The organism is Streptomyces sp. NBC_00250 (genome assembly GCF_036192275.1).
Lineage (GTDB): Bacteria > Actinomycetota > Actinomycetes > Streptomycetales > Streptomycetaceae > Streptomyces.
Genome location: NZ_CP108088.1, coordinates 4,965,016 through 4,989,133, shown reverse-complemented (window position 1 = coordinate 4,989,133; position 24,118 = coordinate 4,965,016). Strand labels below are relative to the sequence as shown.

Here is a 24,118-nt window from a genome sequence, read left to right as displayed (position 1 = left end):
GGGACGCTCGCAGGGCGTACGCCAGGCTTTTTGCAGGGACGGCCAGGTTAGTCGGCGCCCCACGGACACCGTCCACCCGCTGAGGAACTGCCCGGGGAGCCGGGCCCTCAACCCGACCGGCCCGTCCCGGTCGCCTCACGCGGCGCGCTCAGCGGGCCCGCTGCTCCAGCCGGTCCGCCCATTCCATCGAGTGGGTGTTGTACTCCCGGACGACCGCGACGGCCGCCTCGGCGTCACCGCGTGTGATCGCGTCGACCAGGTTCACGTGGTCGCTCCACAGCCAGCCCAGCATGTCGCGCTCGGAGCGCAGGTACGGCACGGAGAAGACCCAGGCCTGGACGCGGAGCTTGTGCAGGAAGTCGGCGATGTAGTCGTTGGCGGCGACCAGGCGCCCCAGCTCGCGCCAGTAGCGGATGTCGTAGCCGATGAGGATGTCGAGGTCCCCGGCGCGGGCCGCGCGGGCCGCCGCCTCGCCCCTGCGCCGTATGGAGACGAGGGCGACGCCGATGCCGAGGTCGGGTTCCGTGACGGCGGAGCGGGGCGGGACCATGGCGGCGTCGCGGCGGAAGATGCCGTCGACGACGAGCATCCGGGCCTCGATCATGCCCCGGTAGTCGTCGACCGAGTACTGGTGGACGCGGAAGCCGCGGTGCTGGTCGGAGTCGAGGAGGCCCTGCGCGCAGAGGTCGACGAGGGCTTCGCGTACGGGTGTCGCGGAGACGCCGTACTGCTCGGCGATCTGCTTGACCGTGAATTCCTCGCCGGGCTGGAGACGGCCCGCGAGCACTTCGTCACGGAGCGCGTCCGCGATCTGCTGTCGCAAGGTGTTGCGGGTGACAGCTCCGCTCGCGGGCATGGGTCGGCCCCCTCCGTCCGGCTCCGGACACCCTAGTCCAGACGGAAGGGGCCGCCTCTGTGCGGCACCGGCGGCGCGGTTACGCGGTGTGTTCGTCGGCGACCGCGAGGGCCGCGTCGAGGGCGGCGAGGCCTTCCTTGGCCTCCGCCTCGGTGACGTTGCACGCGGGGACGGCGTGGGTGCGGTTCATGTTGACGAAGGGCCACAGGCCGTTCTTCTTCGCCGCCGCGCCGAAGGCGGCCATGGGCGCGTTGGCCTCGCCGGCCGCGTTGTACGGGACGAGCGGTTCGCGCGTCTCGCGGTTCTTGACCAGGTCGAGCGCCCAGAAGACGCCCATGCCGCGGACCTCGCCGACGGACGGGTGGCGCTCGGCGAGCTCGCGCAGGCCGGGGCCGAGGACGTGCTCGCCGATGTGGGCGGCGTTCTCGACGACCTTCTCGTCCTCCATCACCTGGATGGTGGCGACGGCGGCGGCGCAGGCCAGCGGGTGACCGGAGTAGGTCAGTCCGCCGGGGTAGGGGCGCTTGTCGAAGGTGGCGGCGATCTCGGCGTTGATGGCGACGCCGCCGAGGGGCACGTAGCCGGAGTTCACGCCCTTGGCGAAGGTCATCAGGTCGGGCACGACGTCGAAGTGCTCGGCGGCGAACCACTTGCCGGTGCGGCCGAAGCCCGCCATGACCTCGTCGAGGACGAAGACGATGCCGTACTTGTCGCAGATCTCGCGGACGCCGGCGAGGTAGCCGGGCGGCGGGGTCATGATGCCGGCGGTGCCGGGCACGGTCTCCAGGATGATCGCGGCGATCGTCGCCGGACCCTCGAAGGCGATCGTGTCCTCCAGGTGCTGGAGGGCCCGTGCGCTCTCCTCCGCCTCGGTGGTGGCGTAGAAGGGCGAGCGGTAGAGGAACGGCGCCCAGAAGCGCACGACGCCCGCGGAGCCGTTGTCGGAGGCCCATCGGCGCGGGTCGCCGGTCAGGTTGATCGCGGTGGAGGTGGCGCCGTGGTACGAGCGGTAGGCGGAGAGCACCTTCGTACGGCCGGTGTGCAGCCGGGCCATGCGGACGGCGTTCTCGACGGCCTCGGCGCCGCCGTTGGTGAAGAAGATCTTGTCCAGGTCGCCCGGGGTGCGCTCGGCGATGAGGCGTGCGGCCTCGGAGCGGACGTCGATGGCGAAGGCGGGCGCGAAGGTGGTGAGCTTCGCGGCCTGCTCCTGGATGGCGGCGACCACACGGGGGTGCTGGTAGCCGATGTTCGTGTAGACGAGGCCGCTGGTGAAGTCCAGGTAGCGGTTTCCGTCGTAGTCCCAGAAGTACGAACCCTCGGCGCCGGCGACGGCGAGCGGGTCGATCAGGCCCTGGGCGGACCAGGAGTGGAACACGTGCGCGCGGTCGGCTGCCTTGACGGCGGCCCCGGCCTGGGGATCGGGTTCGATGACATGAGGGGTCATGGGTCCGAGGGTAAGGAACCGCAGGTAGGGCGGGCCATGGCCATCTTGTCCACCGAGACCGGGGCGGACGCGACACCTTGCTTCCCGAGGCCGATTACTTGACAGCATCCTGTCGAGATGACAGTCTGTTGTCATTGAAGTCCTGGGAACAGCCGAGGGAGCAGCCATGGGAACGAAGACCGTCCACCTCGCCGTCTACGACACCCTCGCCGACTGGGAGACGGGCCACGCCACCGCCTGGCTCGCCCGCGCCGGCTACACGGTCAGGACCGTCGGCCCGGTCGCCGGGGAGCCCGTCACGACGATCGCCGGAATCCGGATCGTCCCCGACCTCGCGCTCGCCGACCTCCGCCCCGAGGACAGCGCCCTGCTGATCCTTCCGGGCGCCGAGAAGTACGACGAGGGAGACGAGCTCGCCGCCTTCCCGGCCGCGGCCCGGACCTTCCTCGACGCCGGGGTGCCGGTCGCCGCGATCTGCGGCGCCACCGCCGGACTCGCCAAGGAGGGCCTGCTCGACGACCGCCCGCACACCGGCGCGGTCTCGTTCTACCTGGCCGCCACCGGCTACAAGGGCGGCGAGCACTACGTCGACGCGGACGCGGTGACCTCCGGCGGCGAGGCCGGGACCGGCGACCTGATCACGGCGGGCCCGACGGAGCCGGTCGCCTTCGCCCGCGAGGTCTTCGCCGCGCTCGGCGCGTACGAGGGCAAGCGGGACGCCTGGTACCGCCTCTTCCACGACTCGGACCCGGCGGCGTTCGTCGAGCTGAACTCATGAGCCGCGAGCCGCAGGACGCCCTCTCCCGCACGGCCCTGGGCGTCTTCCGCCTCAACGGCCAGTTCCTCGCCGTCTCCGAGAAGCTGGCCGAACCGGCCGGCCTGACCGCCGCCTGGTGGCAGGTCCTCGGAGCCGTCCTCCCGGAACCCCTCCCGGTCGCCGGGATCGCCCGGGTCATGGGCATCACCCGGCAGAGCGTCCAGCGGATCGCGGACCTGCTCGTACGGGAGGGACTCGCGGTCTACGAACCGAACCCGGCCCACCGCCGCGCCAAGCTCCTCACCCCGACCGAGGCGGGCCGGGCCGCCATCGCCCGCATCGGGCCGGGCCACGCGGAACTGGCCGCCGCGCTCCTGCGGGAACTGGGCGGCCAGGAGGCCTTCGACGAGACGGTGCGGGTGCTGGACCGGCTGTCGGCGGCGCTCGATGCCGTCGAGGCCGATCACCCGTAGGCCCCGACGACCTGCCGGAGCCGGGCGGTCGGGACACGCCGCCGAACAGCTGGGTCGCGGCGCTCCTCAAGAGCGGAGCGACGGGCCCACGTTCGCCGTGGAGCCCGTCGCCCGGAGCGTTTTCGTCGCTTGGCGGTAGCCGACTAGCAGGACAGGTTCGACCCGGCGGGGACGCCCAGGATCTGGGTGAACTGCTGGTACTTGGTGACCCGGCTCTGGACCTGGGCCGGGTTGCCGCCGTTGCATTCCAGGCTGCCGTTGATCGCCCAGATGGTCTGGCCGAAGCCGGCGCCGTTGACCATGGCGTTGTGGGCGGTCATCGTGCCGGGGCCGCTCTGGGTGTTCCAGTACCAGAGGCCGGTCATCATGGCGACGGCCGGGTCCTGCTCGACGCGCCAGGGGTTGTTCAGCAGGTCGATGCCGAGGGCGTCACCGGCGGCCTTGTAGTTGAAGTTCCAGGAGAGCTGGATGGGGCCGCGGCCGTAGTAGGCGGCCTGGCCGGCGGGGCAGCCGTAGGGCTGGCCGGCGTCGCAGTAGTGCGGGTAGTTGGCCGTGTTCTGCTCGACGATGTGGACGAGGCCGCCCGTCTCGTGGGAGACGTTCGCGAGGAAGGCCGCGGCCTCCTGCTTCTTCACCGTGTCGCTGCCGGTGTTGGCGAAGCCGGGGTACGACTTGAGGGCGGCGGTGAGGCCCGCGTACGTGTAGAAGGGGTTCCGGCTCGGGAACATCTGGTTGAACTGGGCCTCGGAGACCACGAATCCGGAGCTCGGCGGGGTGGTGGGCGGGGTCGTGGGCGGAGTCGTGGGCCCGCCGCCGCAGACGCCCTGGTCGGCCCAGACGCCCCACTCGCCGGTCGTGCCGGGAGTCTCGTTCTGGGTCCACCACTTGGCCGACCAGTTGTGGCCGTTGTGCGAGGCCGTCATGCCGCCCGTGTAGACGCTGGAGGAGTTCCATGCGGCCGCGCAGGCGGCCGCCGCGCCGGCGGAGGCGGCGGGGAGGAACAGGACGGCGAGTCCGACGACCGTACAGAGCGCGGCCAGTGAGGTGACCAACTTACGCAGCATGCGTGCTTCCTTCCGGGTGGGGCCGGGTCGGGGAAGCACAGCGAAGCGCTATTGGTCTGGACCTGTCAAGGTCTAGACCTGAAGTTGTGACAATGGGGGTTCCACTTGCCCCGGGAACGCAAGAGGCGGCCCCGGGCCCGGAGTTCCGAGGCCCGGGGCCGCCGTCATCCGGTCACCACGCGGGTGGGACGGGTACGACTAGAAGAGGTTGAACTTCTGGTATCCGCCGCCGATCCGGACCGGCGCCTTGAACGGAGCCGAGGCGTTGCCCGTGCCCGGGTACCGGAAGAGGTCGCCGTTCGACTTGCGGGCGAGCAGGTCCGCCTTGCCGTCGAGGTCGATGTCACCGGTCGAGAGCACCCGGTCGTAGGTGTTCCAGCCGGAGCCGATCTTCGTACGGCCGGTGAAGGGGGCCTTGTAGTTGCCCGTGCCCTTGTAGAGCCACAGAACACCCGTCTTGTCACGGGCGACGACGTCGGGCTTGCCGTCGCCGGTCAGGTCGCCCTGGCCCGCGATCTGGCTGTAGGTGTTCCAGCCGCCGCCGACCCGCACGCGAGGCGTGAGGGTGCCGTTCGGGTAGGCGAGGTAGCTCCACAGCACGCCGGTCTTGTCGACACCGAGCAGGTCGGCCTGCTTGGCCCCGCCGATGTTGCCGGGCGAGAGGACCGTGGCGTAGATGTTCCAGCCCCGGCCGACGACGTCCGTGTCCTCGGAGCCGCTGTCGGGCGACCAGAAGTCCAGCCGTCCGTTCTTGTAGACGGTCCACTCGGCTTCGCCGTGCCCGTCGTTGTCGTTGTCGGCGACGATGATGTCGGCGATGTCGGAGACGTTCCCCAGCGGCCCGACGGTCTCGAAGCCGCCGTTGCCGACGGGGAACCAGACCTGAAGCTCCTGCGTCTGCTTGTTGGCGCCGTACATCTCGAAGGTGGGCTGCACCGGCAGCTCCGCGGTACCGGCACCGGCGGCGGAGGCCGTACCGGCCACGGTCGCCGTCGCGACCGCGACGGCAGTGGCGACGAGCGCGCCCTTGAGCGCACGACTGCGTCGAACGATGTTCATCAAAATCCCCCCTGGGACTCTCCAGCGGCGCACTTCACACGCCGCTGATCTTGGAATCCTGCCACACAGGTTCGAAAACGAGCCGAACCGCGAAGAACGACTCCGGGGCGGCGACTTGCCGCCCCGGAGCCGTCCCGGGGGGGTGAAGGGGGGAGTGAAGGGGGGAGTGAAGAGGGGCGTGGATTCCCTCCAGGGGGCCCGGTCAGATCAGGAGCACGATCCGGCCCGGCCGGTGGCCCGCCTCCGCGCGCCGGTGTGCCTCCGCGACCTCCTCCAGCGGCATCATGTCGGCCACCCTGGTGACCAGCTCGCCGGCCGCCACCTTCTCCAGCGTCTCCTTCAGCCGGGCGGCGTCCGGCTGGGCCCGGACGGCCTCGACACGGATGTTCCGCTCGGCGGCCGGGACCCGGTCGGGAGCGATGGCGACGAAGACGCCGTCGTCCTTCAGCGCCGGGAACAGCGCCGCGCCGACGAGCGCCCCGTCGAAGATCCCGTCCACCCGCTCCGGGACGACCTCGGCCACCCGGGCGAGCACCTCCACCGGTGTGCCGCGCGGGACGGCGTGGTCCGCGCCGAGGTTCTCCAGTTCGCTCTCGTCGCCCTCGTGGGCGACAGCCACGACCCGCAGCCCCGCCGCATGCGCGTGCTGGATCACGAAGCGGCCCACCACGACGCTCCCCCCGGTCACGAGCAGGGTCGCCCCCGCCGGGAGCGCGAGCCGGTCGAGGCCCTGCTGGGCGGTGGCCGAGGCCAGCGGGACGGACGCGGCGTCGGCGAAGTCCACGCCCTCCGGGATCGGGGCGATCCACTCCGGATCGACCGATACGACCTCGGCGTACGTGCCCTCGCCGGTGAGCAGCGTGTACCAGGGGATGGTGCCGGCCACCCGGGTGCCCGCCGCCATTCCGGGCACCGGATCGAGCAGCCTTCCCGCGAAGTCCGTCCCCAGGACGAACGGCGGCTTGAGCGTGCCGACCGCGTCGGCGTAGTAGCCGGCCCGGATCCTCAGGTCCGCCTGGTTCACACCGGCGGCCTTGAGCCGCACGCGCACCCGGCCCGGGATGGCCCCGGCCTCCGGCTCGGGCCGGCGGGCCATTCTGAGGACCTCGGGTCCGCCGTAGGCGGTCACTTCGACGACACGCATGGGGTACTCCTCAGACTGAAGGCCCCCTCGTCGCCATTACACCCACGCTCCGCAGCCCCGGGCAACCTCTGGTGGCCCGGTTGACGGAAGGAGGAATTCCAGGTGGCGGGAAGCGACGTACCCCTCGTAACCGCACACACGTCCGTACCGTCGCGCGGGTGGACTGGCTTACCGCTGAGAACCTCATCGCCGTGGTCACCGCGCTCCTCGGTGTCCTCGTCTCCACCGGCGCCGTCTGGTACGAGCGGCGCGTGCCGCACCAGCGCCGGATCGGCTACCGCGTCCAGCTCGACACGGCCATCGGCACCCGGGCGGCCCACAGCGCCGTCACCGGCCCCGGCGGGACCGTCCGGCGCGGGTTCTTCAACGCCACCCCCGGCCTGTCCGACGGCACCCTCGTCCTGCTCCGGATCGAGAACGACGGCGCCCTCGCCCTCACCCGCGAGCACTACACGGACGGTGACGACCACGGGCTCACGGTGGTCTTCGGCACGGAGGAACCCAAGATCCGGCGCGTGAAGGCGATCGTCGTGACCGCCCCCGACCACCCCGGCCTGCTGACCCACTTCCCCGACAGCTGGGACGGCCCGGCCGACGGCGCCACCTCCATCGTGCTGCCCAAGGTGCCGCTCAACCGGGGCGCCCACTACAAACTGCTCGTGCTGCTCACCGGCGGCCCCATCGGCAGCCCCGTCTCGGTCCACGGCAACATCGCCGAAGGCGTCGTCCACGTGAACCACAGCACGACCCCCGACGACAAGCCGCCCGTCTTCAGCCGGGTCGCGCGGAACGTCACCGTCGTCCTCACCCTCTGCGTGGTCGCCCTCGCCGCGATCATCGTCCGGGAGCAGACCCCGCCGCCCATCGGCTGCGCCAAGGGCGAACTCACCGTCACCGGGTCGACGGCCTTCGCGCCCGTCGTACGGGAACTCGCGAAGAAGTACGAGAAGGACTGCGAGGGCGCGACCGTGCGCGTGGAGGCGCACGGGTCGACGTCCGGCATCCGGCGGCTGGCCGAGGAGGGGGCCAAGACCGCCCAGGGCTCCCCCGCCGTCATCGCCCTGTCCGACGGGCGCAAGCCGGGCGGCTTCCCGCAGCTGCGGGAGAGCATGGTCGCCGTCTCCCTCTTCACCCTCGTCCTCAACGACGGGGTGCCCGTCGACAACCTGGCCCTGGAGCAGATCCGCCGCATCTACCGGGGCGAGATCAAGAACTGGGGCGAGCTGATCACCAGCATGGACCAGCCGATCCTGCTGGTCAGCAGGGACGCGAACTCCGGCACCAGGGAGGTGTTCCAGCGCCGGGTCCTCGGGCGCAACGAACCCGCCAACTCCTCCCTGGACTGCGAGCACAGCAACGACCCCGAGTCCGAGGTCGTCCGCTGCGAACTCGACTCCACCGAACAGGTCCTGTCCACCGTGGCCAAGCTGCCCGGCGCGATCGGGTACACCGAGCTCCGTGACGGCACCGGCCTCAAGGGCCTGCACCGGGTCGCCGTCGACGGTCGCAGGCCCGTCCTGGACGAGATAGGCGAGTCGAGCTACCCGTACCGGGAGATCGAGTACGCCTACACCTGGGGCGAGCCGCCGGCCGACTCGCTGACCTCCAGCTTCCTCACCTATCTGCGGTGGGGCAGCGGCCAGGACGTCATCCGCACCCACGGGCATCTGCCCTGCTCCACCCCGAAGGGGCTGCGGATCTGTGGGGACGGCTGATCCCCGGTCTGGCATGCTCTGACGACGTGGAGCCATTGAACGCGGAAGACCCGGTCAGCATCGGCCCGTTCCGTCTGCTCGGCCGCCTCGGCGTCGGGGGGATGGGCCGGGTGTTCCTCGCGCGTTCGGCCGGCGGACGGACCGTCGCGGTGAAGGTCGTGCACGCCGAGCTGGCCGCCCAGGAGGAGTTCCGGCGCCGGTTCGCCCGCGAGGTCGCCTCCCTCGAACGGGTCGGCGGCACGGGCACCGCGCCCGTCCTCGGCTCCGACACCGACGCCGACTCGCCGTGGGTGGCGATCGGCTACGTACCGGGGCCCTCGCTGCGGGCCGTGGTCGGCGACGAGTTCGGGCCGCTGCCGCCCACGACCGTGAAGGGGCTGGCCTCCGGGCTCGCCCGCGCCCTCGTCCACATCCACGCCGCCGGGCTCGTCCACCGCGACCTCAAGCCGTCCAACGTCCTGCTCACCGTCGACGGCCCGCAGATCATCGACTTCGGCATCGCGCGTGCCGTCGACACGATCGCCGACGGCGGCGGTCTGACCACCACCGGGGCGGTCGTCGGCTCGCCCGGCTTCATGTCGCCCGAGCAGGTGCGGGGCGACCGCCTCACCCCCGCGTCGGACGTCTTCTGCCTCGGTTCGGTCCTCGCGTACGCGGCGACCGGCCGTTCCCCCTTCGGCACGGCGGACAGCGGCGTCCACGCCACCATGTTCCGCATCGCCCACGACGAGCCCGACCTGACGGATCTCGCGCCCGAGCTGTCCGGGCTGATCCGGGCCTGCCTCGCCAAGGACGCGGCCGGCCGGCCCTCGGCCGCCGAGATCGCCGAGACCCTGTCGGTCCCCGATCCGTGGCTCCCGGCGGACGTCCTCGCCCGGCTCGGGCGCCACGCGGCCCGGCTCCTGGAGGCGGAGACGGAGAGCCCGACCGGAACGGGGGCGGGCGCCCTCGCCGCCGGCGACCCGACCCCGCCCACCCCGCTGCCGTCCACGTCCCCGCCGTCCACCGCCGCCACGGCGCCCCGGCCCCCGGCCCGCCGCCCGCGCCGCACCGCCCTGGTCGCCGGCCTGGCGGCGCTCGCGGTGGTGGCCGCGGCCTCCGCCGCGTACACCTTCTGGCCCGACTGGAGGAGCGGCGACGGCGGTCAGAAGAACCGGGGCCAGGGCTCCACGCCGGGCACCACCTCCGCCGGGCCCGCCGGGATCGTCCCGGCCGCCTTCCTCGGCGCCTGGGAGGGCGTCGTCCAGGGCTCCCCCGACCACCCCAGGGAGACGGCCCGGATCGAGATCGCCCAAGGCGAGGCGGGCGCCAAGAACGCGGTGTACGTCCAGGTCGCCGAGAACCGCCTGTGCATGGGCCGCTCCCGGCTCGTCTCGGCCGACGAGGACAAGGTCGTCCTCGGCGAGTCCGACGTGACGACCAGCGTGCCCGCGCAGCGCTGCGTCCCCGCCGCCCACCAGACCCTCACCCTGCGCTCCCCCGACGTCCTGGAGTGGAGCTCGGGCACCGTGAAGACCACCCTCCGCAAGGCCCCCACCGGCACCGACGTCGTCCCCGCGCGCTTCCTCGGGAACTGGTCGCGCATCCCGGCACCGGAGATCTACGGCGAGAACGACGACCGCTTCACCTCACGGGTGACGATCACCCAGGGCCCGGTCGGCGCCCCCGTGATCAGCACCCTCGACGGCTATCCCCGCACCGTCGACGGCGTGATCATGGACGAGGACTGGTCCTGCGGCACCACGGCCGTCCTCGCGGGCGTCGGCAACCTCCTGATCGTCGGCCCCGCCACCCGGGACACCAACGCCTGGGACCGCGAATGCCAGGAAGGCCTCTCCCGCTACCTGCTCGTCGACAAGCAGAACGGCAAGGACCGGCTGCTCGTCTACCCGATGCTCGACGGCGAACCGAACGAGTACCACCGGTCGCAGTAGTCGGCTGCCTCAGGTCTCACGAAGGCCGAATTCGGCCGCCGCGCGGGCGTACGCGTCGACCAGGGGGCGGGTGTCGTCGGCGCGCCAGGCGAGGACGAAGCAGCTGGGGGCGACGCCGTCGACGGGGCGGGTGACGACACCGCCCCGGGTGAGCAGCGGCGCGTTGCCGGCCGCGACCAGGCAGATGCCGAGACCTCCGACGAGGGCCTCGTACGTCTCGTCGGCGCTGGCGATCTCCCCGCCGATGATCGGTGGGCGGCCGCCCCGGGAGTCCAGCGCCAGCCAGTGGTCGCGCAGTTCGGGGCCCGTGTCCGGGAGGGCGAGGAACGGCTCGTCGAGGAGGTCCGCGAAGTCCAGGCGTTCTCGGGCGGCCAGCGGATGGGTCTCCGGGAGGGCGACGAGCCGGGGTTCGGCGGCCACGACGACCCAGCGGAAGCGTTCCTCCCCGGCCAGTGGCAGCCAGACGAACGCCACGTCGCTCACGCCGTCGGCGAGCCCGGCCGTCGGGTCCTCCCACCCCACCTGACGCAGCCTGAGCACCGCCTCCGGGTGGACCTCGGTGAACCGGGAGCGGATCGCGGGCAGCAGCCCGCCGCGTCCGGGGCTGGTGCTCATCCCGACGACGAGGGTGCCGCTCGCCGCCTCCCGGGCCCGCCGCACCGCCTCGCGGCCCTCCTGCCAGGCGGCGAGCAGGGTTCGGGCGTGCGGCACCAGGGCCGTACCCACGGGAGTGAGGGCGACGCCCTGCCGGTCACGGTCGAAGAGGGGGCCGCCGAGCTGCCGCTCCAGGGCGCGGATCTGCTTGCTGAGCGCGGGCTGCGAGACGTACAGCCGCTCGGCGGCCCGGGTGAAGTGGAGCTCCTCCGCGACGGCGAGGAAGTACCGCAGCTCGCGCAGGTGGACGTCGGTGATCGTCATGCCCATGGGTTATCACGGAAGGTCTTGGACGGCCAAAGCCCTTATGGAACAGGCTTGTTGTGTCACCGAGAACGAATCACCAAGGGAGTACGGACATGAGCAAGGTCTGGCTGATCACGGGCGCCAACAGCGGTTTCGGGCGCGCCTTCGCCGAGGCCGCGATCGCCGCCGGCGATGTCGTGGTCGCCGCCGCCCGCCGCACCGAGACCCTGGACGACCTGGTCGCGGCCCACCCCGACCAGGTGGACCCGGTCGCCCTGGACGTCACCGACACGGCGGCGGTCGACCGGGTCGTCGCGGAGGTCGCGGAGCGGCACGGCCGCATCGACGTCCTCGTCAACAACGCGGGCCGCACACACGTCGGCTCGGTCGAGGAGACCTCCGACGCCGAACTGCGCTCCCTCTTCGACGTCCACGTCTTCGGCCCCGCCGCCCTCACCCGCGCCGTCCTGCCCCACATGCGGGCCCGCCGCTCGGGCGCGATCGTGCAGCTCAGCAGCGTCGGCGGCCAGATGTCGATGGCGGGCTTCGGCGCGTACAGCGCGACCAAGTTCGCCCTGGAGGGCATGTCGGAGGCGCTCGCCGCGGAGGTACGCCCGCTGGGCATAGACGTCCTGATCGTCGAACCGGGCGCCTTCCGCACGAGCCTCTTCGGCAACCACAGCCTGAGCGGCGACGGCATCCCCGACTACACGGGCACGGTGGGCGCGACGCGATCCTTCGTGGAGACGGGAGGCGGCACCCAGGCCGGCGACCCGGCCAAGGCGGCGGCCGCGGTGGTCAAGGCCCTCGACGCGGAGAAGACACCCCTGCGCCTCGCCCTCGGCGACGACTCGATCGACACGATCCTCGGCCACCTGGACCAGGTGCGTGACGACCTCACGACCTGGGAGAAGGTCGGGCGGGACACCAAGCTGGACGTCTGAGCAAGGCCAAGGGCCCGCACCCCGGAGTACGGGGTGCGGGCCCTTGGGGTGCCGCTACAGGAACGAGTTGATCTCGATCGTCTCGGTGCGGCCGGGGCCGACGCCGATCGCGGAGATCGGGGCGCCCGACATCTCCTCCAGGGCCTTCACGTAGGCCTGCGCGTTCTTCGGCAGGTCCGCGAAGGTCTTGGCCTTGGTGATGTCCTCGGACCAGCCCGGGAGCATCTCGTAGATCGGCTTCGCGTGGTGGAAGTCGGTCTGCGAGTAGGGCAGCTCCTCGACGCGCTTGCCGTCGATCTCGTACGCGACGCAGACCGGGATCTGCTCCCAGCCCGTCAGCACGTCGAGCTTGGTGAGGAAGAAGTCGGTCAGGCCGTTGACCCGGGTCGCGTAGCGCGCGATGACCGCGTCGAACCAGCCGCAGCGGCGGTCACGGCCGGTGGTCACGCCGCGCTCGCCGCCGATGCGGCGCAGGGCCTCGCCGTCCGCGTCGAAGAGCTCGGTCGGGAACGGGCCGGCGCCGACACGGGTCGTGTAGGCCTTGAGGATGCCGATGACCCGGCTGATCTTCGTCGGGCCCACGCCGGCGCCGGTGCAGGCGCCGCCCGCGGTCGGGTTCGAGGAGGTGACGAAGGGGTACGTGCCGTGGTCGACGTCGAGCAGCGTGCCCTGGCCGCCCTCGAACAGGACGACCTTGTCCTCGTCGAGCGCGTTGTTCAGGATCAGCGTGGTGTCCGCGACGAACGGCTTGATCTGCTCCGCGTACTGGAGCATCTCCTCGACGATCTGCGCGGCGTCGATCGCGCGGCGGTTGTACAGCTTGGCGAGCAGCTGGTTCTTGCCCTCCAGCGCCGCCTCGACCTTCTGGACGAGGATCGACTCGTCGTACAGGTCCTGGACCCGGATGCCGACGCGGTTGATCTTGTCGGCGTACGTCGGGCCGATGCCACGGCCCGTGGTGCCGATCTTGCGCTTGCCGAGGAACCGTTCCGTCACCTTGTCGAGGGTGACGTTGTACGGGGTGATCAGGTGGGCGTTACCGCTGATCAGGAGCTTCGACGTGTCGACGCCGCGCTCGTTCAGTCCGCTCAGCTCGGAGAGCAGGACCGCCGGGTCGACGACGACACCGTTTCCGATCACCGGGGTACACCCCGGCGACAGGATTCCGGAAGGGAGAAGATGCAGCGCGTACTTCTGGTCGCCGACGACGACGGTGTGGCCGGCGTTGTTGCCGCCCTGGTAACGCACTACATAGTCAACGGATCCACCGAGGAGGTCGGTGGCCTTTCCCTTGCCCTCGTCACCCCACTGAGCACCGAGCAGCACAAGTGCGGGCACAGGCGTACACCCCTTCCGGGTGGGGCATGTCCAAGGTCAGGGGCCGAGGCCGCCTCACCGGTGTGCCCCGGAATAGACGAAGCCCCTGGCGCAATAGCGCAAGGGGCTCTTGCACAAAGATGCTACCCGAGGAAGGACCGAGGTGTCGGCTCACGACCAGCTGCTGGTGGTCATCGACCCGGTCGCCCGCCGAAGTGACGGCGAGTCCGTACGGATCGCGAAAGATGTGTTGTCCGCAGGCGCGGAAGCGAAGATCTGCCTGCCGGACAGCCCGGAAGAATTCTCCCGTGCCCTGGCCCGGCGCGGCTCCCGACGCCCCGTGGTGCTCGGGGACGACCGGACCCTGCTGCGTACGGTGGCCCTCCTCCACCGCGAGCGGGAGCTCGCCGAGGGGGCCCTCTCCCTCGTCCCGATCGGCACCCCCGGCGCCCTGGAAATCGCCCACGCCCTCGGCGTGCCGCGTTCCACCCCGGCGGCCGCCCGGGCCGTCCTCGACGGGGCCGTGCGACGCCTGGACCTGCTGGTCGACGACAGCGACGGCGTCGTCCTCGGCGACCTCCGCATCCCCGGCGTACCCGCCCTCGCGTCCACGGCACCGACCGTCTGGGGCACCTGCCGCACCCTGGTCCGCACCCTGGTCCGCCCGGCGCCCACGGCCCTCGCGGTCCGCACCCACCGGCTGCGGGTGGAGGCGGACGGGGTGCTGCTCGCGGACGTGGACACGCCGGTGGAGGGCGTCTCGGTCCGCTCGGTCGGCGGTGCCGCCGAGGTGGTCGTCCTCCCCTCGTCCGCCCCGCCCCGGCACACGACCGCCCGCGTCCTCACGGTCTCGGGCCCGGACTTCCGCTACCGCGCGGACGGCCGCGTCACGGGGCCGGTCCGCCGCCGCACCTGGACGGCCAGGGCGGACGCCTGGGGGCTGACCCTGCCCCGGGACCGACCCCTGCCCCGTGGCTGACCCCTGCCCCCCGGCTGACCCTGTCCCGCGGCTGACCCTGCCCCGCGGCTGATCGTGTCGCGGAGCCAGGCCGGTGACGGCAGGACTGGTGCCGGGTAGGGCAACCGTTCTAACGTCACGCGTGGGGTGAACGGCATGCGTGACGGGGGATGTGTGATGGCACGGGCGTTGGATCTGCCGGAGACGGCGAAGGCGCTGGACCGGTACGGGCGAAGAGCGACCGGGGTGATGACGAGCGGGTGCGTCCTGTTCGTCCCCGCCGCGGGGGTCGCGCTCGTGGCACCGGGGGAGTCCTGGGCGGACGACCTGATCGGCGCGCTCGTCGCCCTGGGCGTGCTCGTGGCCGGCGCCGGCGCCGGTTCCTGGGCCCTGGCGCGCCGGATGAGGCGCGTCCTCGGCTCCGGGGCCTGGTCGGCGCACGCCGCGGTGGCCGTGCGGGACATGCGGAGCACCGAGGCCGTCGTGCTGCGCTCCCCGGCCGGGGACGGGCTGTGGCCGCTTGAGGTGGTCGCGATGCGGCAGCGGTACGAGCCGCTGCGGCCGGGCCCCGACGGAGTGATGTGGTGGTGCGGGGACCCGACCAGGGGCGGGGTGCTCGCGCCGCCCGGCGGCGGGGCGCTGATCTGGACCAGGCCGGTGAAGCATCGGCGGGCGCGACAGCGGATCGTGGAGCAGGCCGCGCGGACCGGGCTCCTTGAGCGGGCGACCCCCGTCCAGCCGCAGGTGCGGGTCCAGGTGCCCGAGGTCGCGGATCCGGTTTCGACCACCGTTCCGGCCCCCCGCGTGAGCCTGGTCAAGCGGCCCGAGTCCGACACGTCCGGCGCCCCGACGTACGAGCGGCTCGCGGCCCACGCCGGGCGGCAGGCCGTGGCACGCACCCGGACCCGGATCCGTTCCCGGCGACCGGAGGCGGACGTCCGCGAGGTGGCGTGGTGGCGCGTGCGGAGCCTGCGGCGGGCCGCCGGGGTCGGCCGGGTCCTGGTGGCGCTGGCCGTCTGCGCGGCAGCGGCCGTCGCGGCGGGCATCCGGCCGGAGGGGGGCGGCCTGATGAGGCTGTTCCTCGTGGCGATCGTGGGGCTCGCGGCACTCGCGTACTCCGGCCACCGCCTGCTGACCCGGGGGATTCCCGCGGTCCGGCTGATGGCCCGGGCCGCGCACTCGCCCGTACCGGTCCCGCGGCGGTACGTCCTGCTCCACGACCCGCAGGACGGGGTTCCCGTTCTGGTCGTCTTCCCCACCTGCGGCGGACCGCACGACGTGCCCGAGGGGCTTCTCGCACTGATGCCGCCCGGCACCGCCAAGCACCCGTGGCTCGGCTTGCCGTCGGAGCCCACCGGGACCGTCGAGCTGCGCGGCTGGCGCGACTTCTCCGCCGACGGCCTGCCGGTCGTCGTCCCGCGGTTCGAGGGGCGCGCGCTGTGGCCGGCGGGGCCGTACCGGCCGGCGGGCGGGGAGGAGGGCGCCGCGCTCCTCGCCCGGCTCGCCCCGCCCATGGGCGCTCTGGCCCGTCAGGAGGAGGGTTCGGCTCCCCGGGCCGCCTTGTAGGCGCTCCAGCGGTCCATGATCTCCAGCATCTCCCGCTGGAGGAACGCGAAGAACTCGGCCGTCTCGGCGGTGCGCGCGCCCGCCGCCGAGTCCGGTCCGAGCAGCTCGGAGCCGTCGCGGAGGACCTTCTCCCAGCGGGTGAGGACCTGGTCGCGGCGGGTGAAGGTCTCGTACCAGAGCTCGTTGTGGAGGACGTACCGCTCGCGCCGGGTGCCGGGGTCGCGCTCGCGGCTGACCATGCTGACCTGGCTGAGGTAGCGGATCGCGCCGGAGACGGCGGCGGGGCTGATCCTCAGCTGCTCGGCCAGCTCGGCCGAGGTCATGGAGGCGGTCTCCGAGGCGAGGAGCGCCGCGAAGACGCGGGAGGCCATGCGCTGCATGCCGGCCTCCGTCAGCTCGGCGGCGAACCGCTCCACGAAGCGGGACACGGCCTCGTCGTCGCCTGCCGTGCTGCCCTCGGTGGTCGTCATGCCGGTCATCGTCTCCCTCGCTCGCTCCGCCGCCCCGACTTTATACGCTTCCTTAACTTCACAACTTTGTGAAATGAGCGTACGTTCTGAAGCATGACGAAGGCAATCAGCATCGCCGGGCTGCACAAGTCCTTCGGGCGCACGCACGCGCTCGACGGCCTCGACCTCGCCGTCGAGACCGGCGAGGTCCACGGTTTCCTCGGCCCCAACGGCGCCGGAAAGTCCACGACCATCCGGATCCTCCTGGGCCTCCTGCGGCCCGACTCCGGCGCCGCCCGGCTCCTCGGCAAGGACCCCTGGCAGGACGCCGTCGCACTGCACCGCCGGATCGCGTACGTCCCCGGCGACGTCACCCTGTGGCGGAACCTCTCCGGCGGCGAGGTCATCGACCTGTACGGACGACTGCGCGGCGGCCTCGACAAGGCCAAGCGCGCCGAACTGATCGAGCGCTTCGAGCTCGACCCCACCAAGAAGGGCCGGACCTACTCCAAGGGCAACCGGCAGAAGGTCGCCCTCGTCGCCGCCTTCGCCTCCGACGTCGACCTGTACGTCCTCGACGAGCCGACCAGCGGCCTCGACCCGCTGATGGAGGAGGTCTTCCAGAGCTGCGTCGAGGAGGCCCGCGACCGCGGCCGGACCGTGCTCCTGTCCAGCCACATCCTCAGCGAGGTCGAGACCCTCTGCGACCGGGTCAGCATCGTCCGCAAGGGCCGGACCGTGGAGTCCGGTTCGCTCACGGAGCTGCGGCACCTGACCCGTACCAGCGTCACCGCCGAACTCGCCGCCGCGCCCAACGGCCTCGCCCACCTCCCCGGCGTCCACGACCTCGACGTCGTGGGCCACCGCGTGAAGCTCCAGGTCGACACCGACAAGCTCGACGCCGTCCTGCGCTCCCTGACCACCTCGGGCGTACGGAGCCTCACCAGCACCCCGCCCACCCTGGAGGAGCTGTTCCTCCGCCACTACGCCGACGACACGGACGAGGTGACCGCGCGATGAGCGCCGTCCTCACCGGCACCGGCACCCTCACCCGGCTCGCCCTGCGCCGCGACCGGCTGACGATCCCCCTCTGGGCGCTCGTCACCGGCGGCCTGGTCGCGAGCGGCGCGGGCTCGCTCGAAGGGCTCTACGGCACGGCCGCCGAACGGACCGAGGCCGCCGCCTCCATGACCGCCAACAGCTCGATGCGCGCGCTGTACGGGCCGGTGTTCGGCGACTCCCTCGGCGGGCTCGTGGCCTGGCGGTTCGGCACCTTCGCCGCCGTCCTCGCCGCCGTCGCGAGCCTGATCGTGGTCGTCCGGCACACCCGCGAGGAGGAGGAGACAGGGCGTCAGGAGATGCTCTCGGCCGGCGCGGTCGGCCGCCGGGCACCGCTCACCGCCGCCCTCCTCGCCGCGCTCGTCGTCAACGCCGCCGTCGCCCTCGTCGTCACGGCCGGGCTCGCCGGGCAGGGCGCCGCCGGGGCGCTCGCCCTCGGTCTGGCGATCGGCGGCACCGGCATGGTCTTCGCGACGACGGCCGCGCTCGCCGCCCAGCTGACGGAGAGCGCGCGGCTCGCCAAGGGACTGACGGGCGCCGTCCTCGGCCTCGCGTTCGTCCTGCGGGCGGCGGGCGACTCCGGGACCGCGGACGGCTCGTCCGTCCTGACCTGGCTGTCGCCGATCGGCTGGGCCGAGAACGTCCGCGCCTTCGCAGGCGAACGCTGGTGGGTGCTGATCCTGATCGCCGCGGCCGCCCTGGTCCAGACGGCGGTGGCGTACGCGCTGACCGGCCGTCGTGACGTCGGCGCGAGCTTCCTCGCGACCCGGCCGGGCCCGGCGGAGGGCGGGCTCGCGACGGCGGGCGCGCTCGCGTGGCGGCTCCAGCGCGGCACCCTCCTCGGCTGGTCGCTGGGCTTCCTGCTCGGCGGGCTCGTCTTCGGCGGGATGGTCGAGGGCGCGGCCGACATCGTCGGCGACAACGAGCAGGCCCGGCAGATCTTCGAGCGGATGGGCGGCCAGAGCGCCCTCACGGACGCCTTCCTCGCCACCATGGTGTCCCTCTTCGGAATGGTCGCGGCCCTGTTCGCAGTCGGCTCGGTGCTGCGGGCACACGGCGAGGAGACCTCCGGCCGCGCGGAACCGCTCCTCGCGAACGCACTCGGCCGACTCCGCTGGGCGGCCGGCCACCTGGCCGTCGCCTTCGGCGGCTCGGCCCTGATCCTGGTCCTCAGCGGGCTCGGCCTGGCGCTCTCGTACGGGCACGACCTCGGCCCGGTCCTGGGTGCCTCGCTGGTCCAGCTCCCGGCGGTGTGGACGCTGGCGGGCCTCGCGGTGCTCCTCTGGGGCGCGTTCCCGAAGGCCGCGACCGCCGCCTGGGGCGCGGCCGGGCTCTGCCTGGCCCTCGGCTGGGTCGGCCCGGCGCTCGACCTGCCGCAGGCGGCCCTCGACCTCTCCCCCTTCGGCCACCTGCCGAAGCTCCCGGGCCAGGAGGCGGCGGTCCGGACCCCGGTCGTGGCGCTCACGGCCCTGGCGGCAGCCCTGGTCGCGGCGGGTCTGGCGGGGCTGCGGCGGCGGGACATGACGAGCTGACGTCGTCCGTACGGTTCAGGTCCGGGACTGCGCCTTCGGCATCAGGGCGCGGGCCAGTACCTCCAACGCCTCGGTGACCTCCGTCAGCCGCCGCGGGTCGTCGGATCCGAGCGCGGCGGCGAGCGCGCCGTCGATCCCGGCGGCCCGCACCTCCGCCACCCGCTCGGACCGCTCCGCGACCGAGCGCACGAGCACGCGGCGCCGGTCGGCGGGGTCGGGTACGGCCCGCACCGCTCCCGCCTCCTTCAACCGGGCCACGGCGGTCGACACCTGGCTCTGCGGGAGTCCCGTCCGGGCGGCGATCTCGCCGACGGCGCTGTCGGGGTGGGAGGCGATGTCGGCGGCGACGATCAGCACCAGCCGGGCGCTGCCGGCGTACCGGCCCTCGCCGCCGGGGGGCTCGGGCAGTGCCTCCTCGCCGATCTTCATCAGGACGCGGCCCAGCAGGAACAGTTCGGCTGCATTCACCCCGCCAAGGTACATCCAACTCGATCCATCGAAACCAATGCATCTACGTTGATGCATCTAGATTGATGTATCCAATCCGATGGAATATCGTGGACGGAGGACGCGGCACGAAGCCCGTCCCACACACAGGGGGACCACCATGACCAGGACCGAAGGCACGCTCGACGTTCCCGGAGCAGTCCTGCACCACCAGGTGCGGGGCACCGGCCCGATGCTGCTGATCTCGCAGAGCGGGGAAGGCGACGCCGACCGCAGCACCGACCTCGTCGCCCGGCTCACCGACTCCTACACCGTGATCACGTACGACCGCCGCGGCCTCTCCCGCAGCCGGCTCGACGCCCCGGAGCAGGGGACGACCCTGGCCGAGCACGCCGACGACGTCCACCGCCTCCTCGCCGCCCTCACCGACGAGCCCGTCCTCATGCTCGGCTGCAGCCTGGGGGCCGTCATCGGACTGCACACCGCCGTACGTCACCCCGGGCAGATCGCCACCCTCGTCGCCCACGAACCCGTCGCCCCGCGCCTGCTCCCCGAGCGGGAGCGCACCCACCACGAGCGGGAACTGACCGCCCTTCAGGACCTGTACCGCCGAGACGGCCTCCGGGCGACGCTGCCGGAGATCGCCAGGACGCTGGGCATCGACCCCACCGGCGCCGACGCGGAACCCGATCTGACACCCCAGCCGATGAACGCCCGGCGCCTCGCCAACTTCGACCACTTCATCCGGCACGACTTCACCGCGATCGTCGACGACACGCTCGACACGGCCGCGCTGGCGAGCACCGGAACGCGGATCGTCCCCGCCGTCGGCCGCACCACCCCGCACACGGTCTTCGACCACAAGTGCGCGGTCTCCCTGGCCGAGCTCGTCGGCAGCGACCTGCTGGAGTTCCCCGGCGGCCACAACGGGAACACCAGCCACCCGGAGGCCTACGCGGCCCGCCTCCGCCAGGTCCTCGCCGACGCCCGATGAGTGCCCGGCGGGGACGACGTCCCACGCCCCGCGCCGCACGACGTCCCACGCCCCGCGCCGCACGACGTCCCACGCCCCGCGCCGCACGACGTCCCGCGTCCGGCGCGGCTCACACCTCCACCAGCAGCTCCTCGAACCCCCTGATCACGTACCCCGGCTTCCGCACGGGCTCCGCCGCGAGCCGCATGCCCGGCGCCTGCTGCAGCAACTCCCCGAAGACCGCCGTCAGTTCGAGGCGGGCGAGCGGGGCGCCGAGGCAGTAGTGGATGCCCGCACCGAAGGTGATGTGCGGGTTGTCGGCGCGGGTGAGGTCGAGGGTGTCGGCGGTGGGGCCGAAGCGGGCGGGGTCGCGGTTGGCGGAGCCGAAGAGCAGGGCGACCTCGGAGCCGCGCGGGACGGTCCGGCCGCCGATCTCGATGTCGTCGAGGACCCAGCGCTCGAACATCTGGAGCGGGGTGTCGTAGCGCAGAAGTTCTTCCACAGCTGTGGACAACTTTTCGGGATCGGGACGCACGCCCTCTCTCAGGAGCGTCCACCAGCCGTTGACCGTGGTGTTCACGGTGGCCTCGTGGCCCGCGTTCAGGAGCAGGACACAGGTGGAGATCATCTCCTGTTCGGTCAGCTCCTCCACCGCGATCAGGGACGAGATCAGGTCGTCCCCGGGTTCCTTCCGCCGCCGGGCGATCAGCTCCCGCAGATAGTCCGAGAACTCGACGGAGGCCTCGACCGCCTGCCGGGCCGTCTCCTCCGAGGGGTTCAGCTCGAACATCCCGCAGATCGCCGCCGACCAGGGCCGCAGCCGCCCCCGCTCCTCGTCGTCCTCCGGGACGCCCAACATCTCGGCGATCACCGCGACCGGCAGCGGCTCCGCGACCAGGGCCTGCAGATCACCGCCACCAGCCGCCACCAGCCCCCCGACCAGGTCGGCGGCGAGCCGCCGTACCGTCGGGGCCAGGTTCTCCACCGTCCTCGGCGTGAACGCCTTCGACACCAACCGCCGGATCCGGCTGTGGTCGGCCGCCTCCAGATCGAGCAGCCCGTGGTCGTTCAGCGTGTGGAAGGGCTCGTGCTCGGCGGCCGGAGCCTCCTGCCCGAACTCCTCGTGGGTGAACCGGTGGGTGTACGTACGGCCGAGCCGCCGGTCCCTGAGGAGCGCCGACACGTCCTCGTGGTGCGGGATCAGCCACTGGCGGGTCGGGCCGTGCCAGTGGGCACGGCCCGCCGCCCGCAGTTCCGCATAGGCGGGGTACGGATCGGCGACGAACTCCGGGGAGAAGGGGTCGTAAACAGCCTCGACAGCGTCCATGGCCGGACGCTACCCGCACGCCCTGAATCGCTCCAGCCGCCGACGCGCACCTCTGGCCGGCCGGGCCGTGATCCGCCGGCCCGACCCTGATCCGCCGACCTGACCCTGATGCGCCGGCCCGACAGTGATCCGCCGGACGCGACCTAGCCGCCGACGCGCACCAGACCCGCCTCGTAGGCGAAGACCGCCGCCTGCGTCCGGTCCCGCAGCCCCAGCTTCACCAGGATGCGGCTCACATGCGTCTTGATCGTCGACTCGGCGACGACGAGGTGCTCGGCGATCTCGGAGTTCGACAGGCCCTGCGCGATGAGCACCAGGACCTCCGTCTCGCGCTCCGTCAGCTCCCCTATCTGCGCCATCGCGGGCGGGCGCGGAGAACTTCCCGGCGCCTTCGCGAACTCGGTGATCAGCCGCTTGGTGACGGTCGGCGCGAGGAGCGCCTCGCCGGCCGCGACGACCCGCACCCCGTCGGCGAGCTGCCGGGCGGAGGCGTCCTTGAGCAGGAAGCCGGAGGCCCCGGCGCGGAGCGCCTGGTAGACGTACTCGTCGAGGTCGAAGGTGGTCAGGACGAGCACCTTGGCGTCCGCGTCGGCGGCGACGATCTCCCGGGTGGCGTCGATGCCGTTCAGCTCGGGCATCCGGATGTCCATGAGGACGACGTCGGGGTGGAGGGCGGCGACCTGCGCGACGGCCTCCCTGCCGTTGACTGCCTCCCCTACGACCTCGATGTCCGGCATCGCGCCGAGCAGCACCGAGAACCCCTCGCGGACCATGATCTGGTCGTCGACGATCAGTACGCGGATCACTGGTCACTCTCCTCACGGCTGACGGGGACGAAGGCCGTCACCTCGTAGCCACCGTCCTCGGTGGCCTCGGCCGTCATCTCCCCTCCGAGCATCGTCACACGCTCCCGCATGCCGGTGATGCCGTGGCCCGCGCCCATCGAATGGGGCGGGCGAAGCCCTCCTTGAGGGGTGGTGGCCGGGTGACGGGTGGGCTTCACGAGGCCGCGCGCCGGACCGTTCGCGATGCGCAGGCCCAGACCGCCGAGGACATAGCTGACCTCGACCTTCGCGGCGGCGCCGGGCGCGTGCCGCAGCACGTTCGACAGGGCCTCCTGCACGATCCGGTACGCGGAGAGCTCCACGCCCTGCGGCAGCTCCCGTACCGCGCCGGTCACCGTCTTCTCGACGACGAGCCCGGCCTCCTGCACGTTGCGGACGAGCGAGTCGAGGTCGGCGAGGGTCGGCTGCGGGGCGTCGGGGGCCTCGTAGTCCTCGGCGCGGACGACACCGAGGATGCGGCGCAGCTCGGTCAGCGCGGCGACCGCGTTCTCGCGGATGGTGAGGAAGGCCTGCTCCAGCTCCGGCGGCGGGTTCTCGACCCGGTACGGCGCGGCCTCGGCCTGGATCGCGACGACCGACATGTGGTGGGCGACGACGTCGTGGAGCTCGCGGGCGATGGTGGTGCGCTCCTCCAGGAGGGTCCGCTTGGAGCGCTCCTGCGCGGTGACGGTCTGCTGGGCGGTGACCTCGCGGTCGGCCTGGCGGCGGGTCTGGACGACGGTGACGGCGAGCAGGACCAGGGCCGAGACGAACATCAGCGGGATGGACTCGGAGGGGCCTCCGCTCCCGATGAACAGGTCCAGGAACATGCTGTAGGCCCCGGTCACGACCCACATCCACGCGGCCGTACGGGGCCTGGTGCGGGCGGCGACCACGCCGAGGACCACCAGGTGGGCGGCGAAGGCGGGCGCCGACCAGGGCCAGTCGCCCCCGGAGCCGCCGAGGTAGCCGATGAAGGGCGCCAGGCCGAGCGAGGCCCAGAAGGCGAGCACCGGCCGGACCATGGTGAGCAGCACGACCACGGCCGGAGCGGTGACGGTCATGAACGCCGTCGGACCGAAGCTGTAGTAGATGCGGTCGTATCCGAGGGCGAAGACGACCATGGCGCAGAACGCGATGAACGCGTGCGGCAGCAGCCCGGCGTACACGCGTATCCGTGCCGGCAGGAAGCGGGTCGGGCCGCTGCTCACGTCCATGCGCGGCAGCGGCCGGTAGGCGAACGCGTCGTGGAAGAGTTCCTGGCGCAGACCGCCGAGGGCCACCTGCGCCAGGCGGATCTCGGGGCTGCGGCTCGTCTCGGAGGCCTGTGTCTGGGTCACCCGCACCACGGTACGGGCGGCGGGGAACCCGGTCGT

General features: G+C 72.4%; 22 protein-coding genes. 10 read left to right on the top strand and 12 right to left on the bottom strand.

Annotated features, from left to right (window positions below):
* Window positions 1-148 precede the first annotated feature (148 nt).
* Together OG259_RS22660 and OG259_RS22655 are read right to left on the bottom strand one after the other, a co-directional pair.
* Entirely contained in the window at window positions 149-856 is a 708-nt protein-coding gene (locus OG259_RS22660) for a GntR family transcriptional regulator (RefSeq protein ID WP_328943923.1), read from the bottom strand.
* Window positions 857-935: 79 nt separating this feature from the next.
* On the bottom strand, window positions 936-2,300 hold the full coding sequence (locus OG259_RS22655; RefSeq protein ID WP_328943922.1) for an aspartate aminotransferase family protein: 1,365 nt from the start codon (window positions 2,298-2,300) through the stop codon (window positions 936-938).
* Window positions 2,301-2,466: 166 nt separating this feature from the next.
* Between OG259_RS22655 and OG259_RS22650 the strand changes: the two genes are divergently transcribed.
* A complete protein-coding gene (locus OG259_RS22650; RefSeq protein ID WP_328943921.1) occupies window positions 2,467-3,078 on the top strand; it encodes a DJ-1/PfpI family protein in 612 nt (203 codons plus the stop codon).
* Window positions 3,075-3,530 (top strand): MarR family winged helix-turn-helix transcriptional regulator, encoded by a 456-nt coding sequence (locus OG259_RS22645; RefSeq protein ID WP_328943920.1) that lies wholly within the window; start codon window positions 3,075-3,077, stop codon window positions 3,528-3,530. Before OG259_RS22650 ends, OG259_RS22645 begins: the two co-directional genes overlap by 4 nt.
* A gap of 143 nt (window positions 3,531-3,673) precedes the next feature.
* Here the strand turns inward: OG259_RS22645 and OG259_RS22640 are convergent, their stop codons facing one another.
* From OG259_RS22640 to OG259_RS22630, 3 genes are all read right to left on the bottom strand, one after another.
* On the bottom strand, window positions 3,674-4,594 hold the full coding sequence (locus tag OG259_RS22640; protein ID WP_328943919.1) for a glycoside hydrolase family 19 protein: 921 nt from the start codon (window positions 4,592-4,594) through the stop codon (window positions 3,674-3,676).
* 198 nt (window positions 4,595-4,792) lie between these two features.
* Window positions 4,793-5,653 (bottom strand): FG-GAP repeat domain-containing protein, encoded by an 861-nt coding sequence (locus OG259_RS22635; RefSeq protein WP_328943918.1) that lies wholly within the window; start codon window positions 5,651-5,653, stop codon window positions 4,793-4,795.
* A 202-nt stretch (window positions 5,654-5,855) separates the two neighbouring features.
* Complete coding sequence (locus OG259_RS22630) at window positions 5,856-6,797, bottom strand: NADP-dependent oxidoreductase (protein WP_328943917.1); 942 nt, start codon at window positions 6,795-6,797, stop codon at window positions 5,856-5,858.
* Between the two features lie 158 nt (window positions 6,798-6,955).
* Between OG259_RS22630 and OG259_RS22625 the strand changes: the two genes are divergently transcribed.
* Complete coding sequence (locus OG259_RS22625) at window positions 6,956-8,512, top strand: substrate-binding domain-containing protein (protein ID WP_328943916.1); 1,557 nt, start codon at window positions 6,956-6,958, stop codon at window positions 8,510-8,512.
* Between the two features lie 26 nt (window positions 8,513-8,538).
* Complete coding sequence (locus OG259_RS22620; RefSeq protein ID WP_328943915.1) at window positions 8,539-10,446, top strand: serine/threonine-protein kinase; 1,908 nt, start codon at window positions 8,539-8,541, stop codon at window positions 10,444-10,446.
* A gap of 9 nt (window positions 10,447-10,455) precedes the next feature.
* Here the strand turns inward: OG259_RS22620 and OG259_RS22615 are convergent, their stop codons facing one another.
* On the bottom strand, window positions 10,456-11,364 hold the full coding sequence (locus OG259_RS22615; RefSeq protein ID WP_328943914.1) for a LysR family transcriptional regulator: 909 nt from the start codon (window positions 11,362-11,364) through the stop codon (window positions 10,456-10,458).
* A gap of 95 nt (window positions 11,365-11,459) precedes the next feature.
* Between OG259_RS22615 and OG259_RS22610 the strand changes: the two genes are divergently transcribed.
* Window positions 11,460-12,290: an oxidoreductase gene (locus OG259_RS22610; protein WP_328943913.1), complete on the top strand. Its 831-nt coding sequence runs from the start codon at window positions 11,460-11,462 to the stop codon at window positions 12,288-12,290.
* A gap of 54 nt (window positions 12,291-12,344) precedes the next feature.
* Here the strand turns inward: OG259_RS22610 and OG259_RS22605 are convergent, their stop codons facing one another.
* A complete protein-coding gene (locus OG259_RS22605; RefSeq protein WP_024760101.1) occupies window positions 12,345-13,628 on the bottom strand; it encodes an adenylosuccinate synthase in 1,284 nt (427 codons plus the stop codon).
* Between the two features lie 142 nt (window positions 13,629-13,770).
* Between OG259_RS22605 and OG259_RS22600 the strand changes: the two genes are divergently transcribed.
* Both OG259_RS22600 and OG259_RS22595 read left to right on the top strand, forming a co-directional pair.
* Window positions 13,771-14,586, top strand: a complete 816-nt coding sequence (locus OG259_RS22600) for a diacylglycerol kinase (protein ID WP_328943912.1) — start codon at window positions 13,771-13,773, stop codon at window positions 14,584-14,586.
* 156 nt (window positions 14,587-14,742) lie between these two features.
* Entirely contained in the window at window positions 14,743-16,131 is a 1,389-nt protein-coding gene (locus OG259_RS22595) for a hypothetical protein (protein ID WP_328943911.1), read from the top strand.
* Here OG259_RS22595 and OG259_RS22590 read toward each other — a convergent pair.
* Window positions 16,095-16,610 carry a GbsR/MarR family transcriptional regulator gene (locus tag OG259_RS22590; RefSeq protein ID WP_328943910.1) on the bottom strand — a complete coding sequence of 172 codons (516 nt, stop codon included), beginning with the start codon at window positions 16,608-16,610 and terminating at the stop codon, window positions 16,095-16,097. The genes OG259_RS22595 and OG259_RS22590 overlap by 37 nt on opposite strands.
* An 84-nt stretch (window positions 16,611-16,694) precedes the next feature.
* On the opposite strand from OG259_RS22590, the gene OG259_RS22585 reads away from it, so the two are divergent.
* On the top strand, window positions 16,695-17,600 hold the full coding sequence (locus tag OG259_RS22585; protein ID WP_328943909.1) for an ABC transporter ATP-binding protein: 906 nt from the start codon (window positions 16,695-16,697) through the stop codon (window positions 17,598-17,600).
* Entirely contained in the window at window positions 17,597-19,171 is a 1,575-nt protein-coding gene (locus tag OG259_RS22580) for an ABC transporter permease (RefSeq protein ID WP_328943908.1), read from the top strand. Before OG259_RS22585 ends, OG259_RS22580 begins: the two co-directional genes overlap by 4 nt.
* A gap of 15 nt (window positions 19,172-19,186) precedes the next feature.
* On the opposite strand, the gene OG259_RS22575 is transcribed toward OG259_RS22580, so the two are convergent.
* Complete coding sequence (locus OG259_RS22575) at window positions 19,187-19,639, bottom strand: MarR family winged helix-turn-helix transcriptional regulator (protein WP_328943907.1); 453 nt, start codon at window positions 19,637-19,639, stop codon at window positions 19,187-19,189.
* Between the two features lie 139 nt (window positions 19,640-19,778).
* Between OG259_RS22575 and OG259_RS22570 the strand changes: the two genes are divergently transcribed.
* Window positions 19,779-20,612: an alpha/beta fold hydrolase gene (locus tag OG259_RS22570; protein ID WP_328943906.1), complete on the top strand. Its 834-nt coding sequence runs from the start codon at window positions 19,779-19,781 to the stop codon at window positions 20,610-20,612.
* A 109-nt stretch (window positions 20,613-20,721) separates the two neighbouring features.
* On the opposite strand, the gene OG259_RS22565 is transcribed toward OG259_RS22570, so the two are convergent.
* From OG259_RS22565 to OG259_RS22555, 3 genes are all read right to left on the bottom strand, one after another.
* Window positions 20,722-21,918 (bottom strand): cytochrome P450, encoded by a 1,197-nt coding sequence (locus OG259_RS22565; RefSeq protein WP_328943905.1) that lies wholly within the window; start codon window positions 21,916-21,918, stop codon window positions 20,722-20,724.
* Window positions 21,919-22,061: 143 nt separating this feature from the next.
* Complete coding sequence (locus OG259_RS22560; protein ID WP_328943904.1) at window positions 22,062-22,724, bottom strand: response regulator transcription factor; 663 nt, start codon at window positions 22,722-22,724, stop codon at window positions 22,062-22,064.
* Entirely contained in the window at window positions 22,721-24,091 is a 1,371-nt protein-coding gene (locus OG259_RS22555; protein ID WP_328943903.1) for a sensor histidine kinase, read from the bottom strand. The genes OG259_RS22560 and OG259_RS22555 overlap by 4 nt, the downstream gene beginning before the upstream one ends.
* Window positions 24,092-24,118 lie beyond the last annotated feature (27 nt).